Origin of the sequence: Ferroplasma acidiphilum, from assembly GCF_002078355.1 — an archaeon.
GTDB classification, from domain to species: Archaea; Thermoplasmatota; Thermoplasmata; order Thermoplasmatales; family Thermoplasmataceae; genus Ferroplasma; species Ferroplasma acidiphilum.
Genome location: NZ_CP015363.1, coordinates 707,831 through 730,985 on the forward strand (window position 1 = coordinate 707,831; position 23,155 = coordinate 730,985).

The 23,155-nt window shown below is 36.2% G+C and carries 22 protein-coding genes; 10 read left to right on the top strand and 12 right to left on the bottom strand.

The features are described from left to right. Positions 1-77 precede the first annotated feature (77 nt). Complete coding sequence (locus fad_RS03670; RefSeq protein ID WP_081141902.1) at positions 78-1,277, top strand: CaiB/BaiF CoA transferase family protein; 1,200 nt, start codon at positions 78-80, stop codon at positions 1,275-1,277. A 5-nt stretch (positions 1,278-1,282) separates the two neighbouring features. Here fad_RS03670 and fad_RS03675 read toward each other — a convergent pair whose 3' ends face one another. Further along, positions 1,283-1,468: a hypothetical protein gene (locus fad_RS03675; protein ID WP_081141904.1), complete on the bottom strand. Its 186-nt coding sequence runs from the start codon at positions 1,466-1,468 to the stop codon at positions 1,283-1,285. A gap of 234 nt (positions 1,469-1,702) precedes the next feature. Here fad_RS03675 and fad_RS03680 point away from each other — a divergent pair, with 234 nt between their 5' ends. Further along, the gene (locus fad_RS03680; RefSeq protein WP_081141906.1) at positions 1,703-2,665 is read left to right on the top strand and encodes an aldo/keto reductase; all 963 of its coding nucleotides are present in this window, start codon (positions 1,703-1,705) and stop codon (positions 2,663-2,665) included. Between the two features lie 2 nt (positions 2,666-2,667). Here the strand turns inward: fad_RS03680 and fad_RS03685 are convergent, their stop codons facing one another. Next, positions 2,668-3,831 (bottom strand): glycosyltransferase family 4 protein, encoded by a 1,164-nt coding sequence (locus fad_RS03685; protein WP_155951101.1) that lies wholly within the window; start codon positions 3,829-3,831, stop codon positions 2,668-2,670. Positions 3,832-3,937: 106 nt separating this feature from the next. On the opposite strand from fad_RS03685, the gene fad_RS03690 reads away from it, so the two are divergent. From fad_RS03690 to fad_RS03700, 3 genes are all read left to right on the top strand, one after another. Next, positions 3,938-4,801, top strand: a complete 864-nt coding sequence (locus fad_RS03690; protein ID WP_009886695.1) for an IS481-like element ISFac5 family transposase — start codon at positions 3,938-3,940, stop codon at positions 4,799-4,801. Between the two features lie 233 nt (positions 4,802-5,034). After that, positions 5,035-5,835: a glycosyltransferase gene (locus fad_RS03695; RefSeq protein WP_081141910.1), complete on the top strand. Its 801-nt coding sequence runs from the start codon at positions 5,035-5,037 to the stop codon at positions 5,833-5,835. Positions 5,836-6,101: 266 nt separating this feature from the next. Further along, positions 6,102-7,625, top strand: coding sequence for a thiamine pyrophosphate-binding protein (locus tag fad_RS03700; protein WP_081141912.1), 1,524 nt, complete (start codon positions 6,102-6,104; stop codon positions 7,623-7,625). A gap of 57 nt (positions 7,626-7,682) precedes the next feature. Here fad_RS03700 and fad_RS03705 read toward each other — a convergent pair whose 3' ends face one another. Then, entirely contained in the window at positions 7,683-8,882 is a 1,200-nt protein-coding gene (locus fad_RS03705) for a M20 family metallo-hydrolase (RefSeq protein ID WP_081141914.1), read from the bottom strand. 267 nt (positions 8,883-9,149) lie between these two features. On the opposite strand from fad_RS03705, the gene fad_RS03710 reads away from it, so the two are divergent. After that, positions 9,150-9,572 (top strand): CBS domain-containing protein, encoded by a 423-nt coding sequence (locus tag fad_RS03710; RefSeq protein ID WP_081141916.1) that lies wholly within the window; start codon positions 9,150-9,152, stop codon positions 9,570-9,572. Positions 9,573-9,635: 63 nt separating this feature from the next. Next, a complete protein-coding gene (locus tag fad_RS03715; RefSeq protein WP_081141918.1) occupies positions 9,636-10,505 on the top strand; it encodes a 3-hydroxyacyl-CoA dehydrogenase NAD-binding domain-containing protein in 870 nt (289 codons plus the stop codon). A 2-nt stretch (positions 10,506-10,507) separates the two neighbouring features. Here the strand turns inward: fad_RS03715 and fad_RS03720 are convergent, their stop codons facing one another. From fad_RS03720 to moaC, 3 genes are read right to left on the bottom strand one after another with little or no spacing between them, the layout of a single operon-like run. Next, positions 10,508-11,404: a dipeptidase gene (locus fad_RS03720; protein ID WP_081141920.1), complete on the bottom strand. Its 897-nt coding sequence runs from the start codon at positions 11,402-11,404 to the stop codon at positions 10,508-10,510. A 30-nt stretch (positions 11,405-11,434) separates the two neighbouring features. Beyond that, entirely contained in the window at positions 11,435-11,905 is a 471-nt protein-coding gene (locus fad_RS03725) for a MogA/MoaB family molybdenum cofactor biosynthesis protein (RefSeq protein ID WP_236940627.1), read from the bottom strand. Continuing rightward, positions 11,889-12,329, bottom strand: coding sequence for a cyclic pyranopterin monophosphate synthase MoaC (moaC, locus tag fad_RS03730; protein ID WP_081141924.1), 441 nt, complete (start codon positions 12,327-12,329; stop codon positions 11,889-11,891). Before moaC ends, fad_RS03725 begins: the two co-directional genes overlap by 17 nt. Before the next feature lie 185 nt (positions 12,330-12,514). Here moaC and fad_RS03735 point away from each other — a divergent pair, with 185 nt between their 5' ends. After that, positions 12,515-13,315 carry a class I SAM-dependent methyltransferase gene (locus tag fad_RS03735; RefSeq protein WP_081141926.1) on the top strand — a complete coding sequence of 267 codons (801 nt, stop codon included), beginning with the start codon at positions 12,515-12,517 and terminating at the stop codon, positions 13,313-13,315. A gap of 151 nt (positions 13,316-13,466) precedes the next feature. Beyond that, positions 13,467-13,925, top strand: a complete 459-nt coding sequence (locus tag fad_RS03740; RefSeq protein WP_081141928.1) for a D-glycero-alpha-D-manno-heptose-1,7-bisphosphate 7-phosphatase — start codon at positions 13,467-13,469, stop codon at positions 13,923-13,925. On the opposite strand, the gene fad_RS03745 is transcribed toward fad_RS03740, so the two are convergent. Continuing rightward, complete coding sequence (locus fad_RS03745; protein ID WP_081141930.1) at positions 13,922-15,202, bottom strand: hypothetical protein; 1,281 nt, start codon at positions 15,200-15,202, stop codon at positions 13,922-13,924. The two genes, fad_RS03740 and fad_RS03745, sit on opposite strands and share 4 nt — an antisense overlap. Before the next feature lie 124 nt (positions 15,203-15,326). On the opposite strand from fad_RS03745, the gene fad_RS03750 reads away from it, so the two are divergent. Continuing rightward, a complete protein-coding gene (locus tag fad_RS03750) occupies positions 15,327-17,024 on the top strand; it encodes an Hsp70 family protein (RefSeq protein ID WP_081141932.1) in 1,698 nt (565 codons plus the stop codon). Between the two features lies 1 nt (position 17,025). Here the strand turns inward: fad_RS03750 and fad_RS03755 are convergent, their stop codons facing one another. The 5 genes from fad_RS03755 to fad_RS03775 form a co-directional block, all read right to left on the bottom strand. Continuing rightward, entirely contained in the window at positions 17,026-18,120 is a 1,095-nt protein-coding gene (locus tag fad_RS03755) for a mevalonate 3,5-bisphosphate decarboxylase (RefSeq protein ID WP_081141934.1), read from the bottom strand. A gap of 56 nt (positions 18,121-18,176) precedes the next feature. Next, positions 18,177-18,914: a carbon-nitrogen hydrolase family protein gene (locus tag fad_RS03760; protein WP_081141936.1), complete on the bottom strand. Its 738-nt coding sequence runs from the start codon at positions 18,912-18,914 to the stop codon at positions 18,177-18,179. A gap of 24 nt (positions 18,915-18,938) precedes the next feature. After that, positions 18,939-19,532 carry a nucleotidyltransferase family protein gene (locus fad_RS03765; protein ID WP_081141938.1) on the bottom strand — a complete coding sequence of 198 codons (594 nt, stop codon included), beginning with the start codon at positions 19,530-19,532 and terminating at the stop codon, positions 18,939-18,941. A gap of 370 nt (positions 19,533-19,902) precedes the next feature. Beyond that, complete coding sequence (locus tag fad_RS03770) at positions 19,903-21,393, bottom strand: MutS-related protein (protein ID WP_081141940.1); 1,491 nt, start codon at positions 21,391-21,393, stop codon at positions 19,903-19,905. Continuing rightward, positions 21,390-22,904, bottom strand: a complete 1,515-nt coding sequence (locus fad_RS03775) for a MutS-related protein (RefSeq protein WP_081141942.1) — start codon at positions 22,902-22,904, stop codon at positions 21,390-21,392. Before fad_RS03775 ends, fad_RS03770 begins: the two co-directional genes overlap by 4 nt. Between the last annotated feature and the right edge of the window lie 251 nt (positions 22,905-23,155).

A 23,155-nucleotide genomic window follows, 5' to 3' on the forward strand; every position in this document is an offset into this window, starting at 1 on the left:
AACATTGCCGGGTTGGTAATAAATATTTTCAATGGCCTATCAGGCAAATAATATATACATATGAGTATTGATTTATTATGGAAAACGCCCTGAAAGGAATAAAAATACTGGATTTAACCCAGGCCATGTCCGGACCATTCGCTACTATGCTGCTTGGAGACCTTGGAGCCGATATAATAAAAATAGAACCTCCAGATGGCGATCAGACAAGATCATGGGCGCCACCATATATGGAGGGAATTTCATCATACTTCATGAGCACAAACAGGAATAAAAGAAGCCTGGCAATCAATCTTAAAACTGAAGAAGGAAAACAAATATTCAGGAAACTGATTGCCGAATCAGACGTACTGGTTGAAAATTTCCGGCCAGGCGTTATAGAGAAACTTGGATTTTCATATGATATTGCAAGATCTATCAATAAGAATATTGTGTACTGCAGCATATCCGGGTACGGGCAAACTGGCCCTATGAGAGATTATCCGGGATATGACCTTGCTATTCTGGCTATGAGCGGGCTTCTTGGAATCACAGGAAATCCAGGAGAATCTCCAGTGAAGTTTGCTGTTCCAATTGCGGATATTACAACCGCGTTATTTGCAACGGTATCAATACTTTCGGCACTTTATAACAGGGAACGTACAGGTGAAGGGCAGTATATTGATCTTTCCATGCTTGATTCGAATTTCCTTGTATTGACGCATCAGTTAATGTCATACCTTTCAACAGGAAAAAATCCGGAGAAGCTGGGTTCTGCCCATTCCAGCATTGCGCCGTACCAGGCATATAAAACACTGGATAGTTATATAGTTATAACTGTGGGTACCGAAAAGCTCTGGAAAACATTCTGCGAAACAATAGATCCAGGACTGGAAAACCGCACCGAATTTAAAACCAATGTGGATAGGGTTTCCCACCGTGAACTGTTGAAAAAGGAGATAGAGGATGCATTAAAGAAGAAAACCACAGAAGATATCTACAGGACGCTAGTTCAAAATGGAATTCCATGTGCGCCGGTAAACTCTGTAGCTGATGCTGCATCCAGTAGCCAGATAAAATTCAGGGAAATGATTATCAATATGGATACGGATTATGGTAAAATCAGAATTCCAGGCACCCCATTCAAATTATCAAAGACACCGGGGGAAATAAGATTTCCGCCACCATCTCTGGGAAGTGGAAATGAGGAAATTCTCCAAGACATAGGAATGACATCCGGGCAGATAGAGGAGTTGTATAATAAAAATATTATCTTCAAAAGAATGAAAGATGAATGATTGCATTATTCATCGTATCTGAACTTTATCAATTTTAAATCTTTCATATAATTTTTCATTATATATTTTGGAAGTTCCAATCCCGATTCCTGAGCTTTCAGGCATAGATCTACAGTTTCGTCATGTGTAAGAATTACAGACCTCCCTGATCTGTTGTATAAAATCATGTATCCCAGATCCTCACAAATCATGTTTCTATATGATATTTAAGGATTAGAATATTTGGATTTAACTATTGTAGTTCGAATAATTGTCCAGGAAACGTTGTTCCACGAAAAATGTAATTATTATAATATGTGTGAACCGGAAGAATTCTGTACTTATGGCAATAGAGCTACAACTCTATTGGAGATTAAACAAAGACTAACTATTTCCCTGTTGAAGCATTTAACCAAATTTTAAATATAAAATTAGGTTGTTATATTATGGAGTATACTAAATTAGGATATACAGATTTAAAAGTGTCCCGGCTTTGCCTTGGCGGGATGTCATTTGGTAGTTCAAAATGGATGGCTGATCCTGAAACATCAGGGAAAATAATTAAAAAAGCCATAGATTACGGCATTAATTTTATTGACACAGCCAACATATATTCATCCGGGGAATCTGAGAAAATCATAGGGGAAGCTATTACAGGCTACCGCTCCCAGCTTGTTTTGAGCACAAAAGGTGGTGGAAAGGTAAATGATTTCACACAGGGATTCAGCAGGGCAATTCTATTCAATGAAATAAAAAACAGCCTTAAAAATCTCAGAACAGATTATATAGATATTTATTTCCTGCATACAATATTTGATAATGTGGATTTCAGGGATACGGCACACACGCTATCTTCTTTTATTTCATCCGGAAAAGCTGGATATATTGGGCTTAGCAACTTCATGGGGTACCAGCTTGCCGAATTTTCAACAATAATGGAAATGCAGGAGAATATAAAACCGGCAATACTGCAGAACCATTATAATGCAGTTTACAGGGAAGACGAAAGGGATGCTATACCATTCTGTGAAAAACATGAAATTGCATATTCTCCATTCTCGCCTATAGCTGCTGGTTTTCTCTCAGGGAAATATAAGAGAGGATTGGAGAATGAAACGGTGCGGACAAAAACATATCCAGTAATGAAAGAACGGTATTTCAGTGATTCAGATTTTGATATACTTGAGAGTGTTGAGGATATAGCAAAGAAAAAAGGGGTAAATGTTCCACAGCTTGCCCTTGCATACGTGCTAAATAAAGGATTCATACCTGTCATAGGTGCTACAAAGCTGGAATACCTGGAAGATGATATAGCTGCACTGGATATTAAACTGGGGAGGGAAGAGATGGAAGCTATAGACCGGAATTATAAACCGCATAAAATTGTAAAAGGAACTGCCGGTTATTAGATTTACCTCTTGCTGTCTTTTATGGCATCATTGAAAAGATCTACCAGTTCTTTATCAACAACGTTGGCATCAAACATTTTACCGGCTATTTCACGCCTGAGCATTTTTTCACTGTAAAAATCAGTTTTGCTTCTTTCTTTAATTATTTTTATCCTTTCTATCTCCTTAATAAAATTTTTTGGATTTCTAGGTACAGCAACTCCGAAAATATTGTCCTGCCTTACAATGTACCTCGGGCCCATGGAAGTGGATGAAACTATAAGGTAAAGCCCGGATGCCAGCCCTTCTATGGCAGAAATAGATAAAGACTCATTTATTGATGGGACAATCATCACATCGCTCTCCGCAAGGAGTTTTATTTTCTCTGCGTTGGAAACATATCCATGGATTACAGTATTTTTATTTTTCATCTGCTGGAGTTTTTCCATGTAAGGTCCCTTGCCTATAATATGAAGATTTATGTCTGCCTTCTTTTCAAGCTCAAGCAACATATCAACCCCCTTACTTTCCATAAGACGACCTAGGTAAACTACGGAAAAATTGTCGTTATCCAGGCATTTATAGCCACTGAATTTGACATTATTATATGGAATTTCCCTTATATACGAACGATTGCATTTTATTTTTTCATAATACTGTGCCTGATACTTATTCTGTACATGAATGTAGAATTTCATTTTGTTCTTTAAAAGCTTATGGAATATCATGGTTGTAAGTATTTTAGAATAGGCTTTGGATGCAAAACCATACATATCAAGAACCTCAAAGTATGTTCCATGATTTCCAAGCACAACGGTTTTGCCTTCTTTCATCAATCTGTAACCCACATTTCTGAAAAGTAAAGTTGGGGAAACAAAATAATATACATCGAAATCCTTAATTTTTTCATATATACGATTATAGGTGTATATTCCTATAAGCCCCATGGATAATATATGTGAGAATTTCAAAACAGGGCCGGTTGCCATTATGTCAAAAGTAAAAGCATCAGGAACATAATTGAATGAATATTTGCCCGCTTTCGTTTCATACCCTTTCGGGATCCCCGCACCGAATAGGGTTACATCATATCCCTGCCTTACAAACAACTCTGCAATATCACGGGCATTTGCCTCGCCACCGCCTGCGAATTCAAGATTCATTGACCCTACTATAGCTAACTTCAACTGTAAACAGAGAAGTAATTAATGAATTATATTTTAAATTATATTGTCCCGTAAATATTTCCTATATATACCCTCTAAAAATATAATAAAAGAATATAAGCCCAGAATGAAGTTAAATGAGAAAAAAATAAAATATATAATAAGGGAGAAAAATAAGAGAAGATCATCTACAGAAATAGCTAAGGAAATGAAAATAACAACAAGGTATGTAAATTACATATACAAAAAATACAGGGATAATGGAGAATATACAATAGGTAAAAGGAAACATAGGGAATTAAACAGCAAGGATATAGAAATAGTTAAAAAAATAAGATATGAATACCCTATGTCAGGACCTGAAAGAATAAGGAAATACCTTAAAAGAAAGGGGATAATAATAGCTAAAAACAATATATACAGAATACTGTTATTATTAAATATGGTTGATAACAGCAATAATAAGAAGAAACAGAGAAAATATATAAAATATGAGAGGAAACATAGCAACTCACTATGGCATATGGACTGGACTAAATACAGTGACAGTGAGAAGTTAATAATAATAGAAGATGATGCTTCAAGGTTCATAGTAGGAATGGGAATATACGGTGAGGAAACAATAGATAATACAATAGAAGCACTGGAAATAGCAATAAACACTTACGGTAAGCCTGAAGAGATATTAACAGACCATGGAACACAGTTCTTTTCAAATGGTAAGAATGGAATACCTGGAGATCACAATAAGTTCCAGGAATACTTAGATAACAGTAATATAAAACACATACTTGGAAGGGTAAAACACCCTGAAACAAATGGAAAACTGGAGAGATTAAACTATACCATAAAACGTTTAAGGCCATATTTCAGTACCTGGGAAGAGGTAGTATACCATTACAACTATGAAAGGATGCATGACTCACTGTCAGATGGTGATAATATAGTTACACCAGCAATGGCATATAAAAATAAAATGGTGGTAAAATGAAAAAATATAAATTCATACAGTATATAAAGGAAATAATAATGGGACAGTACAAATTATATTTTAAATATTCTATGTTTAATCGTAATTTGTAATATCTTCTATTATATTTTATAACGCATATAACCGTATTAACGGTTAATTCATTTATATATTGCAATTAATTTATTTAATCTGGATTAGAATTTGTGATAGTTAAACACTAAATTAAAATACCCCTTATTTATGTAATTTCGATGCTATATATTTATGGAACAGTGTTTAATAATCAAGGAACTTTAATTAGTTCAATAGAATCATTATCTAAAATAAATATTGAAAAGCAATTTTTAATAGTTGATAACTTTTCAACCGATGGAACATATGAATTACTGGATAAAATTAAAGAAAATTACAATATCGTCATCAAAAGGATTAAATGTTCACGTGGCTCTGGGAGACAGATCGCAATGGAAATGGGATATGACAAAGCTACTAATGAAGATTTATTTATGACCTTTGACCTTGATACCACTTACACATCTAGATTTGTAACACTCATAGAATATGGTGTTAAAATTTTGAACCATAATGAGATATTCTTAAATCAATTATGTTTTAAACAGGCAAATTTTACAGTACAATGGAAAGACCTTAATAACGGTGAAGATTGGGAGCGAATGGCAAATTTTTTATACTCTGGATACGGAATAATCAATGTTCCGGACAAGTATTATGATCTTGGAAATAATTATGCCGGGAAGAAAAGAGAAAAAAGATATGCAACTGGCATAAATTATTATACAAGGATGATAAAAAATCAGATAGACTTATTTCGTGGATGGAACATAAGCAGCTATAAAAATTTAAAACAATTTATGGAATATGCAGATGCAAAAAGTTCACATTTTATCCCTCTGCTTCTAATATTAATATACATAAAACTCTTTAATCACGTTTATAAATATTCAGATGAAATAAATATATTGTACGTAAAACATAAAATGCAGTTTATCGATGTTCCATATACTGATAAAGAGGACTTAAATCTGTTTTAAAATTAAACTATATATCTACTTAATGATACATTTCAATTAATTCAAAGTGCCCAATAGAAGAAATTTTTTTGATCATTCCGAGTTTTTGTGAATTGTTGGCGTGATAACTACAACAATGTATATTGTTATAAATTTCATTCTTGATATAAAATATATGATTATCTTTTAAATAACATTGTAATTGCTGGTGATAATACAAGTATCAATGTTTAATTAAAAAAACTTATATTTTGTAAACTTATCTCAGATTCAGAGAAGCGATAATTATGCTAGGTTATACAATTTTCACTAAATCACTGAAAAATATGAAATTAACGCCGGTTTTTGGAAACCCTGGAACTACAGAAATACCAATGCTGGAAGGCGTATCCAGTGATGATTATATTCTTACCCTCCATGATTCTATTTCTGTTGGCATGGCAGATGGAAGGGCACAGTTAACCAGAAAACCTTCATTTGTAAATCTGCACAGCATTCTTGGCGTTGGTAATTCCATGGCGTTTATTTATTCGGCATTTGTGCATAGGGTCCCGGTTATAATTACTGCAGGTGAACAGGATTCAAGGCATATATTCTATGATCCTCTGCTCTCCGGAAATATAGGTGATATGATTTCACCCTATGTTAAATACAAATTTGAAGTAAATTCTGCAAATGACATAGAGAAGTCAATTAGAAGGGCATATATAAGTTCAATGACACCTCCATATTCTCTCTCTTTCCTTGGTTTTCCAATGGATATTATGGGTGAGGAGGGAAAATATTCAGGATTAAACATGCCTTATATCAATTCAAACGTCGTGGATATTAATGCGGTCAAATCTATTGCGGAAAAGATTAATAATTCAAACAACCCTGTTATGGTAACAGGGTATGAACTGGACATGTATGGGGGAATACAGTATGCAAGGGATCTTGCGGGCAAACTTGGAATTCCCGTATTTGCAGAGCCTTTTGCAAGCAGGGCGCCCTTTCACTCTGGCGATAAAAATTACGCCGGTGATTTGCCACCTGTTGCAGCTTTAATAAATGACAAACTTTCAGGATATGACCTGATTATTATTGTTGGCGGTGATATTAATCTTTATCCCTATAGCATGGCTGACCTCCTTGAAGGAAAAGAAATAATAAAGATAGGAATGGATATATCAGGAAAAATTGGGGATTCCTATTTCATGAACCCTGCTGCCTTCCTTCAAAGTGCAATAGAGTACATTAAGCCCAGGAAGCCTTCTGTGATGCCGGGTAAACCTGCAATTGATAAAAATTCCCAGATTCAAAGAGTTATGCTTAAAATATCAAAAAACTTCGGTGATTATACCATATCCGACGAATCCATATCTGCATCTCCTTTCCTGAGAAACATTGTAGGATATAAACCGGATTCATATTTCATAGGGAAATCAGGACAGATTGGCTGGGCACTTCCAGCAGCTGCGGGCATGGCAACGGTAAAGGATAATGTATTATGTGTTATAGGTGATGGTGCATTCATGTATACAAGCCAGACACTGTGGACAATAAAGAACTATAACCTCCCTGTAAAAATTATAATACTGGACAATCATGGATACGGGATACTCAAAAAATTCTCTGATGTCAACTATAACGAAAGCAAGAAATACCTTTCATTTTCCATTGAATTAAAGAAAGTACTGGATTCCTTTAATATAGAATCAAGGGAAAATGATGAAACCATGGAAGATATTGAATGGCTCAGGAATATTAAAGGCCCTGCTGCACTTATTGTCAATGTCGATAAACCATATGGGTATAATCTGTTCGGATAAAGAGAATTTGATATTTTCTCAATTCCCACATGGATATAAATTTATAATTTTATTTATCTACAGGTTTTCAACAGTCCTTTTCAATACAGAATATCCATTAATTAAATCCTGATCAGATGAATATTCTTCCTTTGTATGGCTCCTTCCATTATGTGATGGAATAAAGATCATGGCAGTTGGAACTACCCTGTTCATATACTGTGCATCATGCCCTGGCCAGCTATATAATTCTTTATATTTCAGGTTGAGCGATTTGCAGGATTTTATTATTTCCTTCCTCATATCCTCATCGAAGATTGTAGTTTCCGTAGTCCACTGATTTTTGAAATCTACCGGCACACCTTCCTCTGAAGCTATTCTTTCTGATATTTCCTTTGCCATTTTTGAATATTCTTCTGCTGTTTTCTTATCCGGGCTCCTGGTATCAAGGTTCATTGTTACTTTTCCAGGGATAACATTGTATGCATTGGGGAAATTGTTAATTTTTCCTACCGTCATTGTTAATTCCTTTCCTGATGATTTCGCCATGTCCCTTACGGCTACGGTAAACCTTGATGCGGCTACCAGTGCATCTTTTCTTACCTTCATGGGTGTTGGTCCTGCCTGGTTGGATTCACCGGTGAAGGATACATTGTCAACAACCATTGTTACTATGCCTTTCGGTATGCCTATCTGGTAATTTTCCAGTTCCAGAACAGGGCCCTGCTCAATATGCAGTTCCAGGTACCGTGTTATGTCCTGGTTTTTAACCCTGTTCTGCTCTTCTCCCATGTATCCAGACTTCTTCAAGGCTTCTTCAAATGTAATTCCTTCGCTGTCTTTCCTGGAATACGTAAATTCCTTTGTCAACACACCTGTTGACATTCCTGAGCCCAGAAGTGATGGTTGGAACCTGGCACCTTCTTCGTTGGTGAAATCTATAGCTGTAATTTTCCTGTTTTTTAATGTGCTTACAAGATCCTTTAAAAGCTGCATGCCGGACATTACGCCAAAGAAGCCATCAAACCTTCCGCCATTAGGCACAGAATCCATGTGTGAACCTATAGCCGTATTGTCTTTCCCTGAACCCAGTGTTCCGAATATTAAACCGGCATCATCATGCTTTATATCTGCTTTTACTGCCTTCATTTCATCTTCAAGGTTTTTTCTGGCCTGTATATCATACTCATTAAGTGCAAGCCTGTTCACCCCATTTTCCTCAGACCATCCTACTGATGTGAGCCTGTGGAACATTGTTAAAAAATCTTCATTAACCATTTTAACTACCCTCTAAATTTATTATTCATTAATATGTTACACACTTAACTTTTTTTGTATTTAGAGAAAAATATTGTTATGAACGTCTACGAATAATTATTGCACCCTGTATCTTAAAAAACAGCTTAAAAATTAAATGCCAAATCATAGAATAAAAGTATGCAACTATTTTCTATATACAAATGAAATCATTAATTATTGCAAAAATCGATTTTTGGATTTTTGTCCTCCACATCGATTTTAAATATTAACACATAATTAACAGATATGGTGCTTTATGCAGAGGACATAATGAGGAAAAATTGCCAGATTATAAACGGGAATACCAGTGCACTGGAAGGTTCAAAACATATGGCAGAGAATCGGGAGGGATATATTATTGTTGGAGATGGAAAAATACCTGAAGGAATAGTCACAGAATGGGATTATATTAACAAAGTCTTATCACAGGAAGCTGACCCGTCCAGGGTTCTCCTGAAAGAAATTATGACTGCCCCCTTAACCTCTGTTACATCAGATACACCTATGGAAAAGGTTGCAAGCCTGATGGCAAAGAAGGCTATAAGGCGGCTGCTGGTCATAGATAATAATAAGCTGTCAGGGATAATCACATCGAGGGATATACTTAAGTTTTTCAATGAATATGTAGAGGACATGGTTGAAATAGCATCAAAGTTCGGGACAAGATAAAAATACTGCCTCAACTAATTGTTCAACTGTCAAAGTTTTTATTATTCCAATGTATAAAGCACTATGGCAAAAAAAGTAGCTGTAATAGGTTCAGGAATAATGGGCCAGGGCATAGCCCAGGTTTTTATGAGAAACGGAATGGATACACTTTTAATTGATATAAATGACCGCATTCTGGAAAATGCTAAGAATAGCATTGCGGATGGAAAATTCGGCCTCTCGAGACTGGTTGACCGTGGAACAATAACGGAAGACCAGAAAGCAGAATATATGAAAAATCTATCTGTATCCACAGACTATGGAATGTTAAATGACAGGGAATTTGCAATAGAAGCCGTACCGGAAATCATGCCGTTGAAATTGAAGGTAATGGAAAGCATTGAGAAAAATATACCTGAAAAGTCCGTAATAGCATCAAATACCTCCGGAATCATGATATCTGAGATTGGAATGAATATTAAAGACAAGTCAAGGCTTATAGGGATGCACTGGTTCAATCCGGCACCGGTGATGAAACTTATTGAGGTAGTTAAAACACGCTTTACATCAGATAATACAGTAAATATGATACTTGATATGGCAAGGTCAATGGGCAAAGAGCCGGTGGTGGTAAACGATTATCCTGGATTTTTCACAACAAATTTTGTCCATTCATGGCTTGTTGAATCACTCAGATTGTATGAAAAAGGAATCGCTGGCAAAGAAGATATAGATAAAATGGTAAAGCTGGGATTCGGTTTTCCCATGGGACCCTTTGAGCTCATGGACACTATCGGGCTGGATACCATGAAAGAAATAGGTGATTACCTTTATTCTGAAACCGGAGACATGAGAATGCTTCCGCCACCCATACTGAAAGAAATGGTGTACGCAGGTTATAAGGGAAGCAAAAAGGTAAAAATGGACAGCAAAGGCGGCTGGTACGATTTATAATTTTATAAATTTGCTTTTATAACGCGGAGTGCATTGTTGAAAAGTACATCCTCTGAATGAGTTCCTATCATTTCCTTTAATTTTTCTATTGCATTAACATCAGTGAAGCCATCAGGAGGTTCAGGTATGCCCAGGAAATCAGTACCGAGGCTCACATGCTTCCATCCAAAGTTATCTCCAAGATAAGTAATGCTCTCTAACATTCCATTTATATCAGGCGTATGCAGGGAAGGCCTTATTCCTGTTATGCCCATGACACCGCCTGTGTCCACTATGGCTTTAATTGAATTCTCGTCTATATTCCTTGGATGGTCTTTCAAAACCTTAAAATTTGTATGCGAATCCAGTACAGGTTTTGATGCGACATTGCATGTATCCAGTATTGTCTTTTTGCCTGCGTGTGCCAGATCTATAATTATTCCGTAACTGTTGCATATTTTTACAAGGTCTTCACCGGAACCTGTCAGCCCGTAGTCTTTCTTAGAGTAACAGGATGATGCAAATTTTGTATCATAATTCCATGTTAAACCAAGGTTTCTCAGCCCCATGGAATGAAACATTTCTATATCCTCCGGCCTGTTTAAAATGTCAGTTCCTTCCATAGATAGTAAAAAATTTAATTCCGAATCCACGGGCTTATTTCCCTCTATAAGGTTAATTCCATATTTTTTAGATATTTCCCTGTAATAATTCAATTGCTGGTATGCAAGGGTTGTATTAGGTATTGATGTTCCATATTCTTCACCGTACTGCATATTGACATGGGGAAAAACTACCGAAAAAATAATTGAGCCCGGGAATCTTTTTAGCATATCTATCCCGGATTGACCGGTTCCATGAATAACATCCCTGTACATGGAAGAATAAGCGATATCCTCATGCAAATCTATAAATTTCATAAAAATACAATTGGCGAATTGTTAATAAAATTATTCCTTAGTTATTTCGTGGTACAGATGCGGGACTATCTCTTTTATTATACTATATGCTATTTCCTGAGCATCTGCAGACCCCGGAAGTGTAAATATTATTTTCTCCCTGTAAATGAATAGTGAAGCATCGGATAAGTATGGGAATATGCCACCCGACTTTTGCCTGAATAGTTCGCCGAATCCAGGCATTTCTTTATCAACTATTTTTCTCAGTGCCATTGATGTCCTGTCAAGCCGGGAAACTCCTGTTCCACCAATATATATAAAAACATCAGTATCGCTATAATTGAGGAAAAACTCTGAGAGTATTTCCTTCTCGTCGTCCCTGACAAGTGACCTGGAAGAATTGTTGCCAATATAACTCTCCATTTTATCACCGGAAATATCAGTATCCCGGGTCCTTGATGACGATACAGTGATTATTCTGTACCTGAGATTGTATTCATGCTCCTCATGATGTATATGCATCACCTTTTCTTTTGTATACCACAGCAACATTGCCGATGGATGTATCCGGGTAGTTGCCAGTTTCATCCTTTTCCAGATATTTAACCATGTCCCATATAGTTAGAAGAGCAACCTGCACCCCATTTATTGCTTCCATTTCCACGCCTGTCCTGTAAATTGCCTTTACCCTGCAGGTTACAACAATTTTTGAATCCTCAACCTCAAAATTGAAATCTATGGACATTACAGGCACCGGATGGCAATATGGTATCATCCCCGATGTATTTTTAACCGCAATGGTACCTGCAATTTTAGCAGTTTCTATGACATCTCCTTTCTTTACCTGCTTTTCCCGTATAAGTTTTATTGTTTCTTTATTCAGTTTTATTGTTCCGGTAGCCATAGCCTCACGCTTAACTGTATTTTTATCAGTAATGTCAATCATATGGATAATATGCTATTTTTCTAAATCAACCTATCGATTTCGTATACAGGTTTAAGGCTGTTTTTGTGTATCAATAAGGGAAAAATCACCAGTGATATCTGTTTTTTTCCTGATATTTAAAATAAACGTTAATTGTTGCCTCAAAAGCAAATATAAATTTATAAGCATTTATTCTATCTCCCCAGATGAGTCAGACAAATTATAAGGCAGATTATAAAAAAGCCTATGTAAATTACAGGCATGTAAAACTCGATCTTGCCACAAAGAAGGAGCACATAAAGATAATTGCAAGGAACGGTAAAGATTCCTTCTGGAACAGGCAAAAGACCTATCTGTATGCACTCTGCGTAGAAAACGGGTTGTGCAACGGGAATCTGGATTTCTTCACATTCGAAAATTCAATTGTTCCAGGATGCATGAATTTCAAGTATAAATCAGGGCAGCTATTTATGTGCAATATGGACCAGAATCATAATTTCCTCGGTACATTTGGAGCAGATGAATATTCATTTTTAAAGGTTGCCGGAGAAATTGTACTGGATATTGGCAGTAAAGTAGGGGATTCACCAATATACTTCACATTGAACGAGGCTAAAAACGTCATATCTGTTCCTGAAGACTCTTTCTACGAAATACTGATGAAAAATGTTAAGGCAAATGATCTGGAAAAAAGGATAGTTATTTCAAATGCCACGTACTGCGGTGGGAAAAAGGACTTATCACTAAAGGAACTTGCAGAAAAATACGGGATTGACAGCGGTGTATTGAAAGTCGACGGAGAAAACTCCATAAAGAAATTGCTGGCTGAGGACAATGAAAGCCTGAAGATTTTTAAAAGAATTCAGATACTGTATGAAGGCAGTTACGCCGATATAGAGAAAAAGCTGCAGGAAGCAGGGTTCAAAACACATATAGAGAAGAGGGCTTTGCAAAATCTGGCAGGTGACACAGGATTTATCTGCGCCGAATACTCCAATCCTTCATAAATAGTCCGGATCTTGTAATTAATTTTACATTTACATGTTTAATTTTCATTGCAAAACATTGTTATCCGTATAAATAAAAAATAATGCTATCACTATTTGAAAAATAAAGGAAATTGGGAAAATATTTTAATACATTATAGATACCACGATAATGGCAGGCAAAAGAAAAGCTGTGTTTGTTGACAGGGATGGTACCCTGAATTATGATACAGGATATACACATAAATTATCTGACCTCAAAATTTACGATGATATAATTCCTATTTTAAAAGAATATTATGATCAAAATTATATTATCATAGTGGTAACAAACCAATCGGGCATTGGCAGGGAGTATTATACAGTAGAAGACATGGAAGCGTTTAATAATAAACTGGCAGAGGAATTGATGAAATATGGCGTTAAAATAGAAGAGTTCTTTTATTGCCCGCACCTTCCCGATCAGGGATGTAAATGCAGGAAACCTGGAACTGGAATGATAGAGGAAGCAGCAAAAAAATATAATATTGATATTAAAGACTCTGTTGTAATAGGAGACAGAAACAGTGTTGATGGAACGATGGCTAGAAAACTGGGGATAAAATTTATTAAAGTCCACGGATACGATTAATTTTTAATAATTTCAAATCCGTTCCCTTCACTCTCATTCGAGGCTTTAAGAATATAATCCGTGTAAAGCCTTAAAGCATCCTGGTTCCCATCCTTAAGGAATATTATGCCCATGCCATTGCTTCCAGCATCATAATACTTGAAAAAACTGCCCCATAATTCGTTTTCATAAGCCGGGACTCCACCGGGTGATAGGGGGACAATATCATTAGCTGAGTTAATCACTATCAATGGATTGCGAAGTGATTCGGTTCCAGTAACTATTGCAGCCCATAGTTTAGAGGCAAGAGCAGCCGCATCAGCAGCTGAATCTACAATTCTCTGGTCATAATATTCCTGGCTGATATCAAATCTTTTAATGCTGAAGCTGGAGTTTCCGTTTATGATACTTTTGAACGGGTCGAACTTCCCGGTATTCAGTATTGCTATTTCCCGGCCGGTTTTTTCTGCACCTGACATTATTTTTGCAGCCAGGCCAATTTTGCCGTCACCAGCAGGTCCAGTAATCAGTGTTGTTTTTTCTCCACTTGCTATAGCATTTATTGCTTCTGTCTTTGTATCCAGTATCATTCCAGTAGGTGATTCATCTCGCTGAAAATCTATAAATTCCTGTGCCGTCTGCTGTGGTGCTGCGAGTTTAGGCTCTTTCATGCTGTAATCCAGTTCCAGGAAATCTTCAATTTTTGCCTTATAGGTGTAAAGTATTTTTTTGTTTCCAACAAGAAGTGGTTTCCTGAAATTTCCGGAATACAGGCTATATTTTTTGCCTTTTATCTCTTTCCAGTTAATGTCAGCCCTGATGCAATCCTGAATCTTTCCAAGGATAACATTGTTTAAATCTTCATCAGGCTTTTTTTTCATATATTTGTCATTTCGCTGCATGAATATTATCTTCACGAGGTATTTATCTTCCTGGAGAACATACTGATCCTTATCCGGTTTCTGGTTGTAATACAGAAACCAGAACATCATGCCCTGCCCATCAGCAAGTTTTTCAATTACATCCCTTATGTTTGTAAATTCAACTCCTGTATCATAATAATCCTTTTCTTTTCTGCTTTCAGAAACAAAATAATGATTCATTACAGGCATAGCATCAATAGGGTCAAGTTCAACAGATTGTTTTATAAATGAATATCTGGTGTTTGTGTTTAAAAATATATGTATACGATTTTCTTTATTAAAATAGAATAGGCCAAATTTCTGCCCCATAATGCTATAGAGCTTCTTATTATACACAGAATCTGCAGAACCGTTAATTACTTCATACCATGCCATTTAAATGCACAGTACTTATAATATGTAATTGTACTTAAATTTTGTCATCCATCTGTCATACAACAATCTTTATAAAAGCATATATTATTAATCTCTATTTATGTATAATATAAAGGTGTTATAAATGTTTTCCATTGGAATTGACCTTGGCACCAGTAACACATCAGCCGCCGTAGCCCTTATTTCCGGGAGCGAATATAAAACTATTGCAATTCCTCTATCCGGTAAGAAAGCTGGAAGTTCCCTGAAAAGTTCTATAACATTTGGTGGGTCAGATATTATGTTTACCGGAACTGATGCAGATAAGATGCTCAAGAAATATTCAGGTGGAAACGTTTCCGGTTTTAAAACAAGAATGGGAAGTGAATACCTGTACCGTACCGGGGAAAAATTCCATTCACCTGTAGAACTGAGTGCAATTATTCTTGCAAGGGTCAAAAACATTGCTGAAGACTATATGCATGACAGGGTAAAGGATGCTGTAATAGCCGTACCGGCTTATTTCAACAATAATCAGAGAAATGCTACACGTGAAGCCGCATCAATAGCCGGAATAAAGGTAAAACAATTTGTCAGTGAACCTGCTGCAGTAGCAATATCTTACTGGAATAGTGCATCAAAGACAGAGGCAAAAAATATACTGGTTTTTGATATGGGTTCAGGGACAACAGATGTGAGTATTGTAAGGGCACAGGGGAAGGATTTCAGAGTTATTGCGACATCCGGAAACACAGGGCTCGGTGGTACCGATATGGATAGGCGTATAGAGGAAATGATGAAATCTTTTCTCCGGACTAATGGTATATCCCCATATCCTCCAGACCTTAGAAAAGAGGCAGAAAAATTGAAAATTTACCTCTCAAATCATGAAGCAGGGGATTCACTGTTAGGGAGTACAAAAATTAAATATACTATGGATTCAAAACAGCTTGATAGCATAGTATCTGATATGTTGCCTGAAATTTATAGATGCATAGATATGGCTATATTGAATTCAGGCATAAAGAGAAATGAACTGGACACAGTTATAATTACAGGAGGCCCTACTAAAATTCCTTTTTTATTTCATTCCATTGAAAACTATCTTTCTACCAGGGCAGTAAAACACGGAAAGTTTGACACAGCTGTGTCTACCGGAGCTGCAATACTAGCCTCAGGATTTATACGCATGGGTACAGGTGAAATATCTAAAATTAAGGTTAGTGATGTTGTGCCCATATCGCTGGGCAGTGTCACACGCAACGATATTGTAGTTACCATGATACCTGCAAATACGCCGGTACCCTGCAAAGCAACAAGGCCCTTTACTACGATAAGGGACTACCAGAGCGAAATAGAGGTAAAGGTAGTCCAGGGCGAACGGCCACTTGGCACAGATAATATTGTGCTAGGGCATTTTACACTTTCAGGCATAAAACCGGCACCCAGGGGGGAAGTTGCTATTGATGTGACATACAGTGTTGATAAAAATGGCATACTGACGGTATCAGCAAAGGACAATGACACCGGTGCAATAAAAGAGATTAAGATAAGTGAGACTATGCAGCACAGCCAGGAAGAAATAAAAGAAATGAAGGAAGCGGTAAAGAAATATTTTAAAGTAGATGCAGAGCGGAAGAAGATGGCAGAAATTATGAACAGATCAGAGCAGCTTCTGCACGAATTGAAAGGCATAGCAAATAAGCAGCTTTTATCTGAAACAAAATATTACAATATCAATACAGATATATTAATGGTAAGCAGGGCAATTAAAAATAATAATGTTAAACTCTTATCCCAGTTATTGGCAAAAATGGATAAAGAATATTCTTTGAAAATTTAATTTATATTGATTGAAAATATTCTTCTGATTCTTTGCGGAATTCATTTCCCCTTTTTTTATGGGCTTCAGGGTGGTGTGAACCCACTATTTTTGGATCATTCACTGTTTCAAGGAACTGGTTTAAAAGTGATTTATCCGCAGACATAACCATTAATGAAGGGCCAGTGTCACCTGTTATATAAATTCCCTCATGCTTTTTTGAAAATTCTATAAAATTCTTCAATAAACTGATGCTTTCGGCTGTCTGGATAACATTTCCCCGTGATAGCAGCACAGAATTAAGTGCATACATATCCTCCATTGCACGGTTCATCATCAGTTCAATGTTAAACCCTCCATCAATAATTTCATTTAATTTATTATATTTCTCATTTAACCAGGAATTATAAAATATTGATTGTACAGCTTCAGAATGTGCATTAGAGGTCCGGTAATCTATATTTTTAGGAAATATGGCATAGTTTATTTTATCAACATCAGCTGGAATCTTTACAGCAAATGAATTCTGTTCCTGCATTCCCGGATAAGACAGCCATATGGATGGCCCATTAATTGCTGCCCTTGTACCGGATCCGGATACTAACCTTGCATAGCGGGATACGTAACTATCATCCTTAGCGGCCATTTCACCGAAAACATTCTTTATCAAACTTCTGGCAACAGCGGATGCCACGGCGGAAGATTCACTTAAGCCTTTAGCTTCACTGTATTTTCTATATCTTTTAATATTGAATACAAAGCTGCCCCTTATGCCGGTATTTTTTCTGAATATTTCAAGTGGTTTTTCATACCTATCAACATATCCTGTTGCAGGTTTTCCATCAAGAATAACCATGTCAGAGTTGTCTTTTTTAGTGTACATGCAGGCACTGTAGACAAATGAGAAATCCGTGTTAAATGATGTGGAGGGATTATTTGCAATTTTGTAGTAATTGTCATAATAACCCAGAAATTTCTCGAAGGCTTTAATGGGATAGCTGTAACCGGTTGAAATTTTTCCCGGTTCCAGAACAGTATCGTAATTTATGAGTTCCCTGTACAGGCCCATATCTACCAGTTTGTGTTTTATATTTTCCCCTTCAAATTTAAAATCCATATAGGGTTATAATAGCATAAAATAAAAACCTAACATAAATATGCAATACTTTTAACTTATTCTGGAGCTTCAAGGAAGTTTACATTCTGTATATTGAGGTTTTCTTCACGCAACCTCTGCTCTCTTGCTTTTGAATAATCTGATGTATCGAATTGATATACAATATCATCACATTTTGATGTGACGGCATTTATTCTAACACCCCCTACTCCTTCTTCCGGTGCCACCACTATTGAGTCTCCCTGAAAATCATCTGAAATTGAATTTACAGAAATAATTGGTATCCTGTTTTCAAGTGCCCTTGTTTTAACGTAGAGATGCCATTCACTGTGGAAATCTCTTCTGATCAGGGAAGGATTAAAAATAACATCGCAATGCTTCCTGAAAAGTATCCTTGCATAATCGGGGAAATCCAGATCGTAGCATACCAGTATGCCAATTTTAAGTCCTTCAATATTAAACAGTTTTAGCTGGTTGCCCGATGTATATTTTGTGCTTTCTGCCTTATATAAATTTATTTTATCCTGCCAACCGATTATCTCTCTATTCCGGATCAGGAAAGACCTGTTATATACAAACCGGTCAACATATGAAAGACTGCCCAGTATAATTGTATTTTTTATTTTAATAGAATTCAGTAAACTGCCAAGTGAATTCATGTCTACTTTTGTAGTTATAAATTTCTCAGGAAACACAATGATTTCATTTTCGGGAAAATTTAAAGAGGAAATGTACTCCATTGCAGATTCCAACGGCATTCTACGCGACTGCAAAGCCCTGATAGCTATTTTCATGTTTTTCTATTGCCGTACATTATTTTAATTTTTATGTTTTATTAAGTTTTTAAATTTTAACGCGTCATCCATGGTGTCTATATCAATAAGCAGGTCTCCAGAAATTATCATATGAGAAAAATCACCGTAATGTTTCACAATGATTGATTTTGCACCTTTGTCTCCACCGAGTTCCTTAAGTTCACTGAAATATTTTCTGGCAAATATTACAGGGCTGATTATAGTTCCATTATATTCAAATCCAGATATGCCCTTACCTGAGGATTTAAAATGCTCTATTAATCCATTAAATGTGTTACTATCGAGTAGTGGCATATCTCCAGGGATAATCATAGCTGCCTCAATGTCAGGAGAAACATTTTCAATTCCATGTATAATTGAAGATGACATGCCATTTTCGTAATCTTTGTTCCACACAACTTTATACCCAAATCGCTCTGAATAATCTGATATTTCTGGGCTCCTCAATACTATAATGCGCTGCTGGAAATTAGACCTTGCAACATTATCTATCGCATAATATATAATGGGTTTTGAGTTTACCTCATATAGAAGTTTATTTGATTTAAATCTCATGGCTTTGCCTGACGCCAGAACAATAGCTGCAATTTTATCCATATTGTGTCTATATAATAATATAAAGATAATTGTTTCGGAGCGAATTTAATATAAATTATCCCGAAGGATGAACCGGAATGACATCATCATAAAATAAGGTAGTGGCGTAAATCAACACGTAAACAGCATAGAGTTAAATGGTACAGAATACAGGGAAAGGAACTGGGGTATTTCAGTGGTGCCGTATATTGGTATATTAGAAAAATTTACTGAGCTATATTCCCAATCCCTCCTTTGGGTATTTAATTAAAGTAATATGCTTGCTATATTGAATCAATTTCCCACGCACTACCAAATTATCAGATGATGAAACAATATATCTGTGATTGCATTAAATCCTTTTATAAATCATAATAAGTTTAGCAAAACATTATCTAAATATTTTCCTGTATAAATCCATTCCATAACCAGTTATTGACGGGCTCCCCTCAACTATTCTATAGGTATGTTCACCGTTATCCGCCCGTTCCGCTATTAAGAATACTGAACTCTCGTTATTCTGCTCCATCATTGCCGAAGCAAATTCAAAGAGATGTGACACAAAGAATATTTTTATTCCACTTTCCAGCAAAGCCTTTGTGATTCCCATTGCAACTTCTGCACCTTCACGTGTGTTGGTAGATGAAAATGACTCATTAAACAGTATCAAACTATTTCTTCTAATGTGATCGGCAATAAGATTCATTGTTGACAATTCATCATCAAATTTTCCCCTTTCCATTGTTTTGTCCTCTTCATGCTTGAAATGTGTAAATATACCGGAAACCACGCTTCCAGAATAGCTTTCAGCTGCAACAAACATTCCTGCCTGCATCATCAACTGTGCCTGCCCTATACTCCTCAAAAAGGTTGATTTTCCTCCACGATTGGTTCCTGTTATTACAAATAAATTCTTTCCATCTCCATCCAGGTTGTTAGGAACAATTTTAGAATTCGTAGTAAGCATGAGCCCCAGATCGTACAATCCTGAAAATTCAAGTGCAGTGCTTTCTGTTTCCTGAGGTTCAGGAAAACAGTATTGGCCGGATCTGGATTTTAAATGCTCCAGAAGGTTAATTGATGATATATAGAACCCAATTTCACACCTTAACTCTTTAAAAAATTCCATGCAATTCTGGGCAGACCTTTTCAAAACCATTGCCGTTTTTTTCACACCCCTGTTCCTTATATCTGTTATTTCTTCTCCACCGCTAATATCCCGCTCTGGAAGTGTATATGTATAATGCTGCCCGATTTTATCACCAACGATCTGTTTGATATTCTTTTTTCCCGTATCCGGTTTATGGAGTATGTAATCTTTCCCTTCGTTGCCCATTCCCAGAGATACGCTCATTGTTATGCCGTCTTTAAACTGCAGCCTTTCAAGATTCTCCAGTATTGTTGCCATATACTCCGGGCCAAATGTATCAGATACAGTACTGTAAAATTTCTTTAATCCCGTAGATTTTGCTTCCCCAATCATATTGCCTATTATTTCCCTGATCTCAGCAATCTTTTCTGAAAACAGTTTTATTATTCCTATAGATATCTGCATGGACAGTGAAGCGTTATCGCTGAACCAGAAAAATTGCTTCTGTGCCTCTGTTATGAATGAAACGGTGATGTTATATATTTTATCTGCGTAATCACGGTGTTCTATAAAATCCTGCATTACCTGTTGCCTGTACTTTATATTTTCTATGGAATTCAGGCTATTGAGAATGAACGTGGTTGAATTTTTCAGGAGAAATTGATCGCCGGAAGACATTGCATTTAATATTGGATTTAACCCGAGGTCGCCTATTAGTGAATCGCTATTCCATGGCAAATCCTCTTTATATCTGTCAACTCCATCACTGTCAAGCAAATATGTTTTTATCATGATATCCTCCCCTTCAATATTTCATATGTAAGGTTATACTTCCTCGCAAGTGCCATTGCATATGCCATACCGTTAGATTTCATTGGAAGAACCTTATATGTCCTTTTCTCCGGGTATTTCCTGTCAACCTGGCTTACGTAGCTAACCACTCCGGGCAAATCAGACAATTCATGAATAAAGGTGACATACATGCAAATAGATTTCATTTTCTTTATTTTATCTATTATATTCCTGCCTATTTCAATTCCATCCTTAAGCGTGGTTGAACTCAACATTTCATTAATAATAATGAGGCTCCTTTCCGTTGCCTTTTCAAGTATGCCATGTAATCTTTCCAGTTCCTCTTCAAGCCTGCCCATATTATTTTCTGGATTTTCAGATATTTCAAAATGTGAAAATATATTATCAACATGAAGTATAGTTGCCTCTTTCCCGGGAACCGGACAGCCCAGCAGGGCAAGATAATGTAACTGCCCGAATGACCTGGCAAATGTTGTTTTACCACCATTATTTGGCCCGGTAACTATAATCACGGATGAATTTCTATTTACAATAATATTGTTAGTAACAGGAATTTGCTTGCGTTCATTAAGTTTGGCAGCAAGTGCAAGATCAAAAAATTCCAGGCAATATATTCTATCCGTTTCACCTTTAATCTCCGGTATGCAGAACTGCAATCCGGATTCCTCAAGTGGAGTTATATATTGTAAATACTTCAAATAAAAAAAGATTTCATGAAGAAATCTGGAAATTACAGGATCCATGAAATTTAACCTTCTTTTATAAAAGTCCTTTAATCTATTGAATTGCTCTGGATAGAATTTTGCCACCAGTTCCACTACAGCAGCTTCTACATGGCCAAAACCCGGAGTAGAATCATATCCCGGGATTGTTTCATCCTCATCCAGGAACCTTGAAAATGCCTCTTTAACCTCAGATGCATAATCTTCTGAATCCCGGTCCTCCCTTACAGTTATTTTCACGCCTTTGATATTTATGAGATATCTTATTGATGATAGTTCCTCCTCAAGTTGTTCTGCGTCATTTTTAAGTGATTTAAATTCATCCGAGGCAACATAAGCATCCAGATAGTTTATGAACCCGGTGAACCCTCTTGATTTTGCTCCTGCTTTTCGCATATTGTCTAACATATTTTCAATTGATCGGGAATACATATAAACGGAGTCCAGTAACCACCGTTCACGCTGCAGGTCATAAAGATCTTTTAACCTTTTGATATTATAAAATATCTGTGACCCTGTGCCAGCAAATTGTGTAATAATCCTGTATATCTCTGGATTTTCCAGGTCTTTAAAGATTTCCTGCCTGTAGAAAATGTCATCAATGTTCCTCAATGGCATGTAGAGGAGCCTTTCCAGTTCATCATTCCGGGTATTTCCCATGAATCCTGAAAAAATATTTCTCAAAGAAAAATCGTCAAATATTGTATTATTCCTGTCCAGCTCCTGCAGATTTATGGAACTACTGAATGTTATGCTTTTAAACTCCATTAACTCATCTCCTTTTATAGCAAACAGGAGTCATTAGCACGATTGCAATCAATGGAACTCCATCCATTCATTATATTGATTGATACTTAGGATTTAACATTTCCTAATGTTAATTTATAATTATAAGCTGCAAAGGCAATTGAATTCTACGGGTGATTCAGTAAGAGAAAGGTTTTTGTTTATAATATGAAGAAACAATCCTTTGTGTTATCCGAAAATCCCGAAATTATTAGATAAGAATAATCCATTTC

Excerpts from the sequence above, each read along its gene's own strand:
- fad_RS03670 (WP_081141902.1), top strand. The coding sequence starts at position 78 with ATGGAAAACGCCCTGAAAGGAATAAAAATACTGGATTTAACCCAGGCC.
- fad_RS03675 (WP_081141904.1), bottom strand. The coding sequence starts at position 1,468 with ATGATTTGTGAGGATCTGGGATACATGATTTTATACAACAGATCAGGG.
- fad_RS03680 (WP_081141906.1), top strand. The coding sequence starts at position 1,703 with ATGGAGTATACTAAATTAGGATATACAGATTTAAAAGTGTCCCGGCTT.
- fad_RS03690 (WP_009886695.1), top strand. The coding sequence starts at position 3,938 with ATGAAGTTAAATGAGAAAAAAATAAAATATATAATAAGGGAGAAAAAT.
- fad_RS03695 (WP_081141910.1), top strand. The coding sequence starts at position 5,035 with ATGCTATATATTTATGGAACAGTGTTTAATAATCAAGGAACTTTAATT.
- fad_RS03700 (WP_081141912.1), top strand. The coding sequence starts at position 6,102 with ATGCTAGGTTATACAATTTTCACTAAATCACTGAAAAATATGAAATTA.
- fad_RS03705 (WP_081141914.1), bottom strand. The coding sequence starts at position 8,882 with ATGGTTAATGAAGATTTTTTAACAATGTTCCACAGGCTCACATCAGTA.
- fad_RS03710 (WP_081141916.1), top strand. The coding sequence starts at position 9,150 with ATGGTGCTTTATGCAGAGGACATAATGAGGAAAAATTGCCAGATTATA.
- fad_RS03715 (WP_081141918.1), top strand. The coding sequence starts at position 9,636 with ATGGCAAAAAAAGTAGCTGTAATAGGTTCAGGAATAATGGGCCAGGGC.
- fad_RS03720 (WP_081141920.1), bottom strand. The coding sequence starts at position 11,404 with ATGAAATTTATAGATTTGCATGAGGATATCGCTTATTCTTCCATGTAC.
- fad_RS03725 (WP_236940627.1), bottom strand. The coding sequence starts at position 11,905 with ATGCATATACATCATGAGGAGCATGAATACAATCTCAGGTACAGAATA.
- moaC (WP_081141924.1), bottom strand. The coding sequence starts at position 12,329 with ATGATTGACATTACTGATAAAAATACAGTTAAGCGTGAGGCTATGGCT.
- fad_RS03735 (WP_081141926.1), top strand. The coding sequence starts at position 12,515 with ATGAGTCAGACAAATTATAAGGCAGATTATAAAAAAGCCTATGTAAAT.
- fad_RS03740 (WP_081141928.1), top strand. The coding sequence starts at position 13,467 with ATGGCAGGCAAAAGAAAAGCTGTGTTTGTTGACAGGGATGGTACCCTG.
- fad_RS03745 (WP_081141930.1), bottom strand. The coding sequence starts at position 15,202 with ATGGCATGGTATGAAGTAATTAACGGTTCTGCAGATTCTGTGTATAAT.
- fad_RS03750 (WP_081141932.1), top strand. The coding sequence starts at position 15,327 with ATGTTTTCCATTGGAATTGACCTTGGCACCAGTAACACATCAGCCGCC.
- fad_RS03755 (WP_081141934.1), bottom strand. The coding sequence starts at position 18,120 with ATGGATTTTAAATTTGAAGGGGAAAATATAAAACACAAACTGGTAGAT.
- fad_RS03760 (WP_081141936.1), bottom strand. The coding sequence starts at position 18,914 with ATGAAAATAGCTATCAGGGCTTTGCAGTCGCGTAGAATGCCGTTGGAA.
- fad_RS03765 (WP_081141938.1), bottom strand. The coding sequence starts at position 19,532 with ATGGATAAAATTGCAGCTATTGTTCTGGCGTCAGGCAAAGCCATGAGA.
- fad_RS03770 (WP_081141940.1), bottom strand. The coding sequence starts at position 21,393 with ATGATAAAAACATATTTGCTTGACAGTGATGGAGTTGACAGATATAAA.
- fad_RS03775 (WP_081141942.1), bottom strand. The coding sequence starts at position 22,904 with ATGGAGTTTAAAAGCATAACATTCAGTAGTTCCATAAATCTGCAGGAG.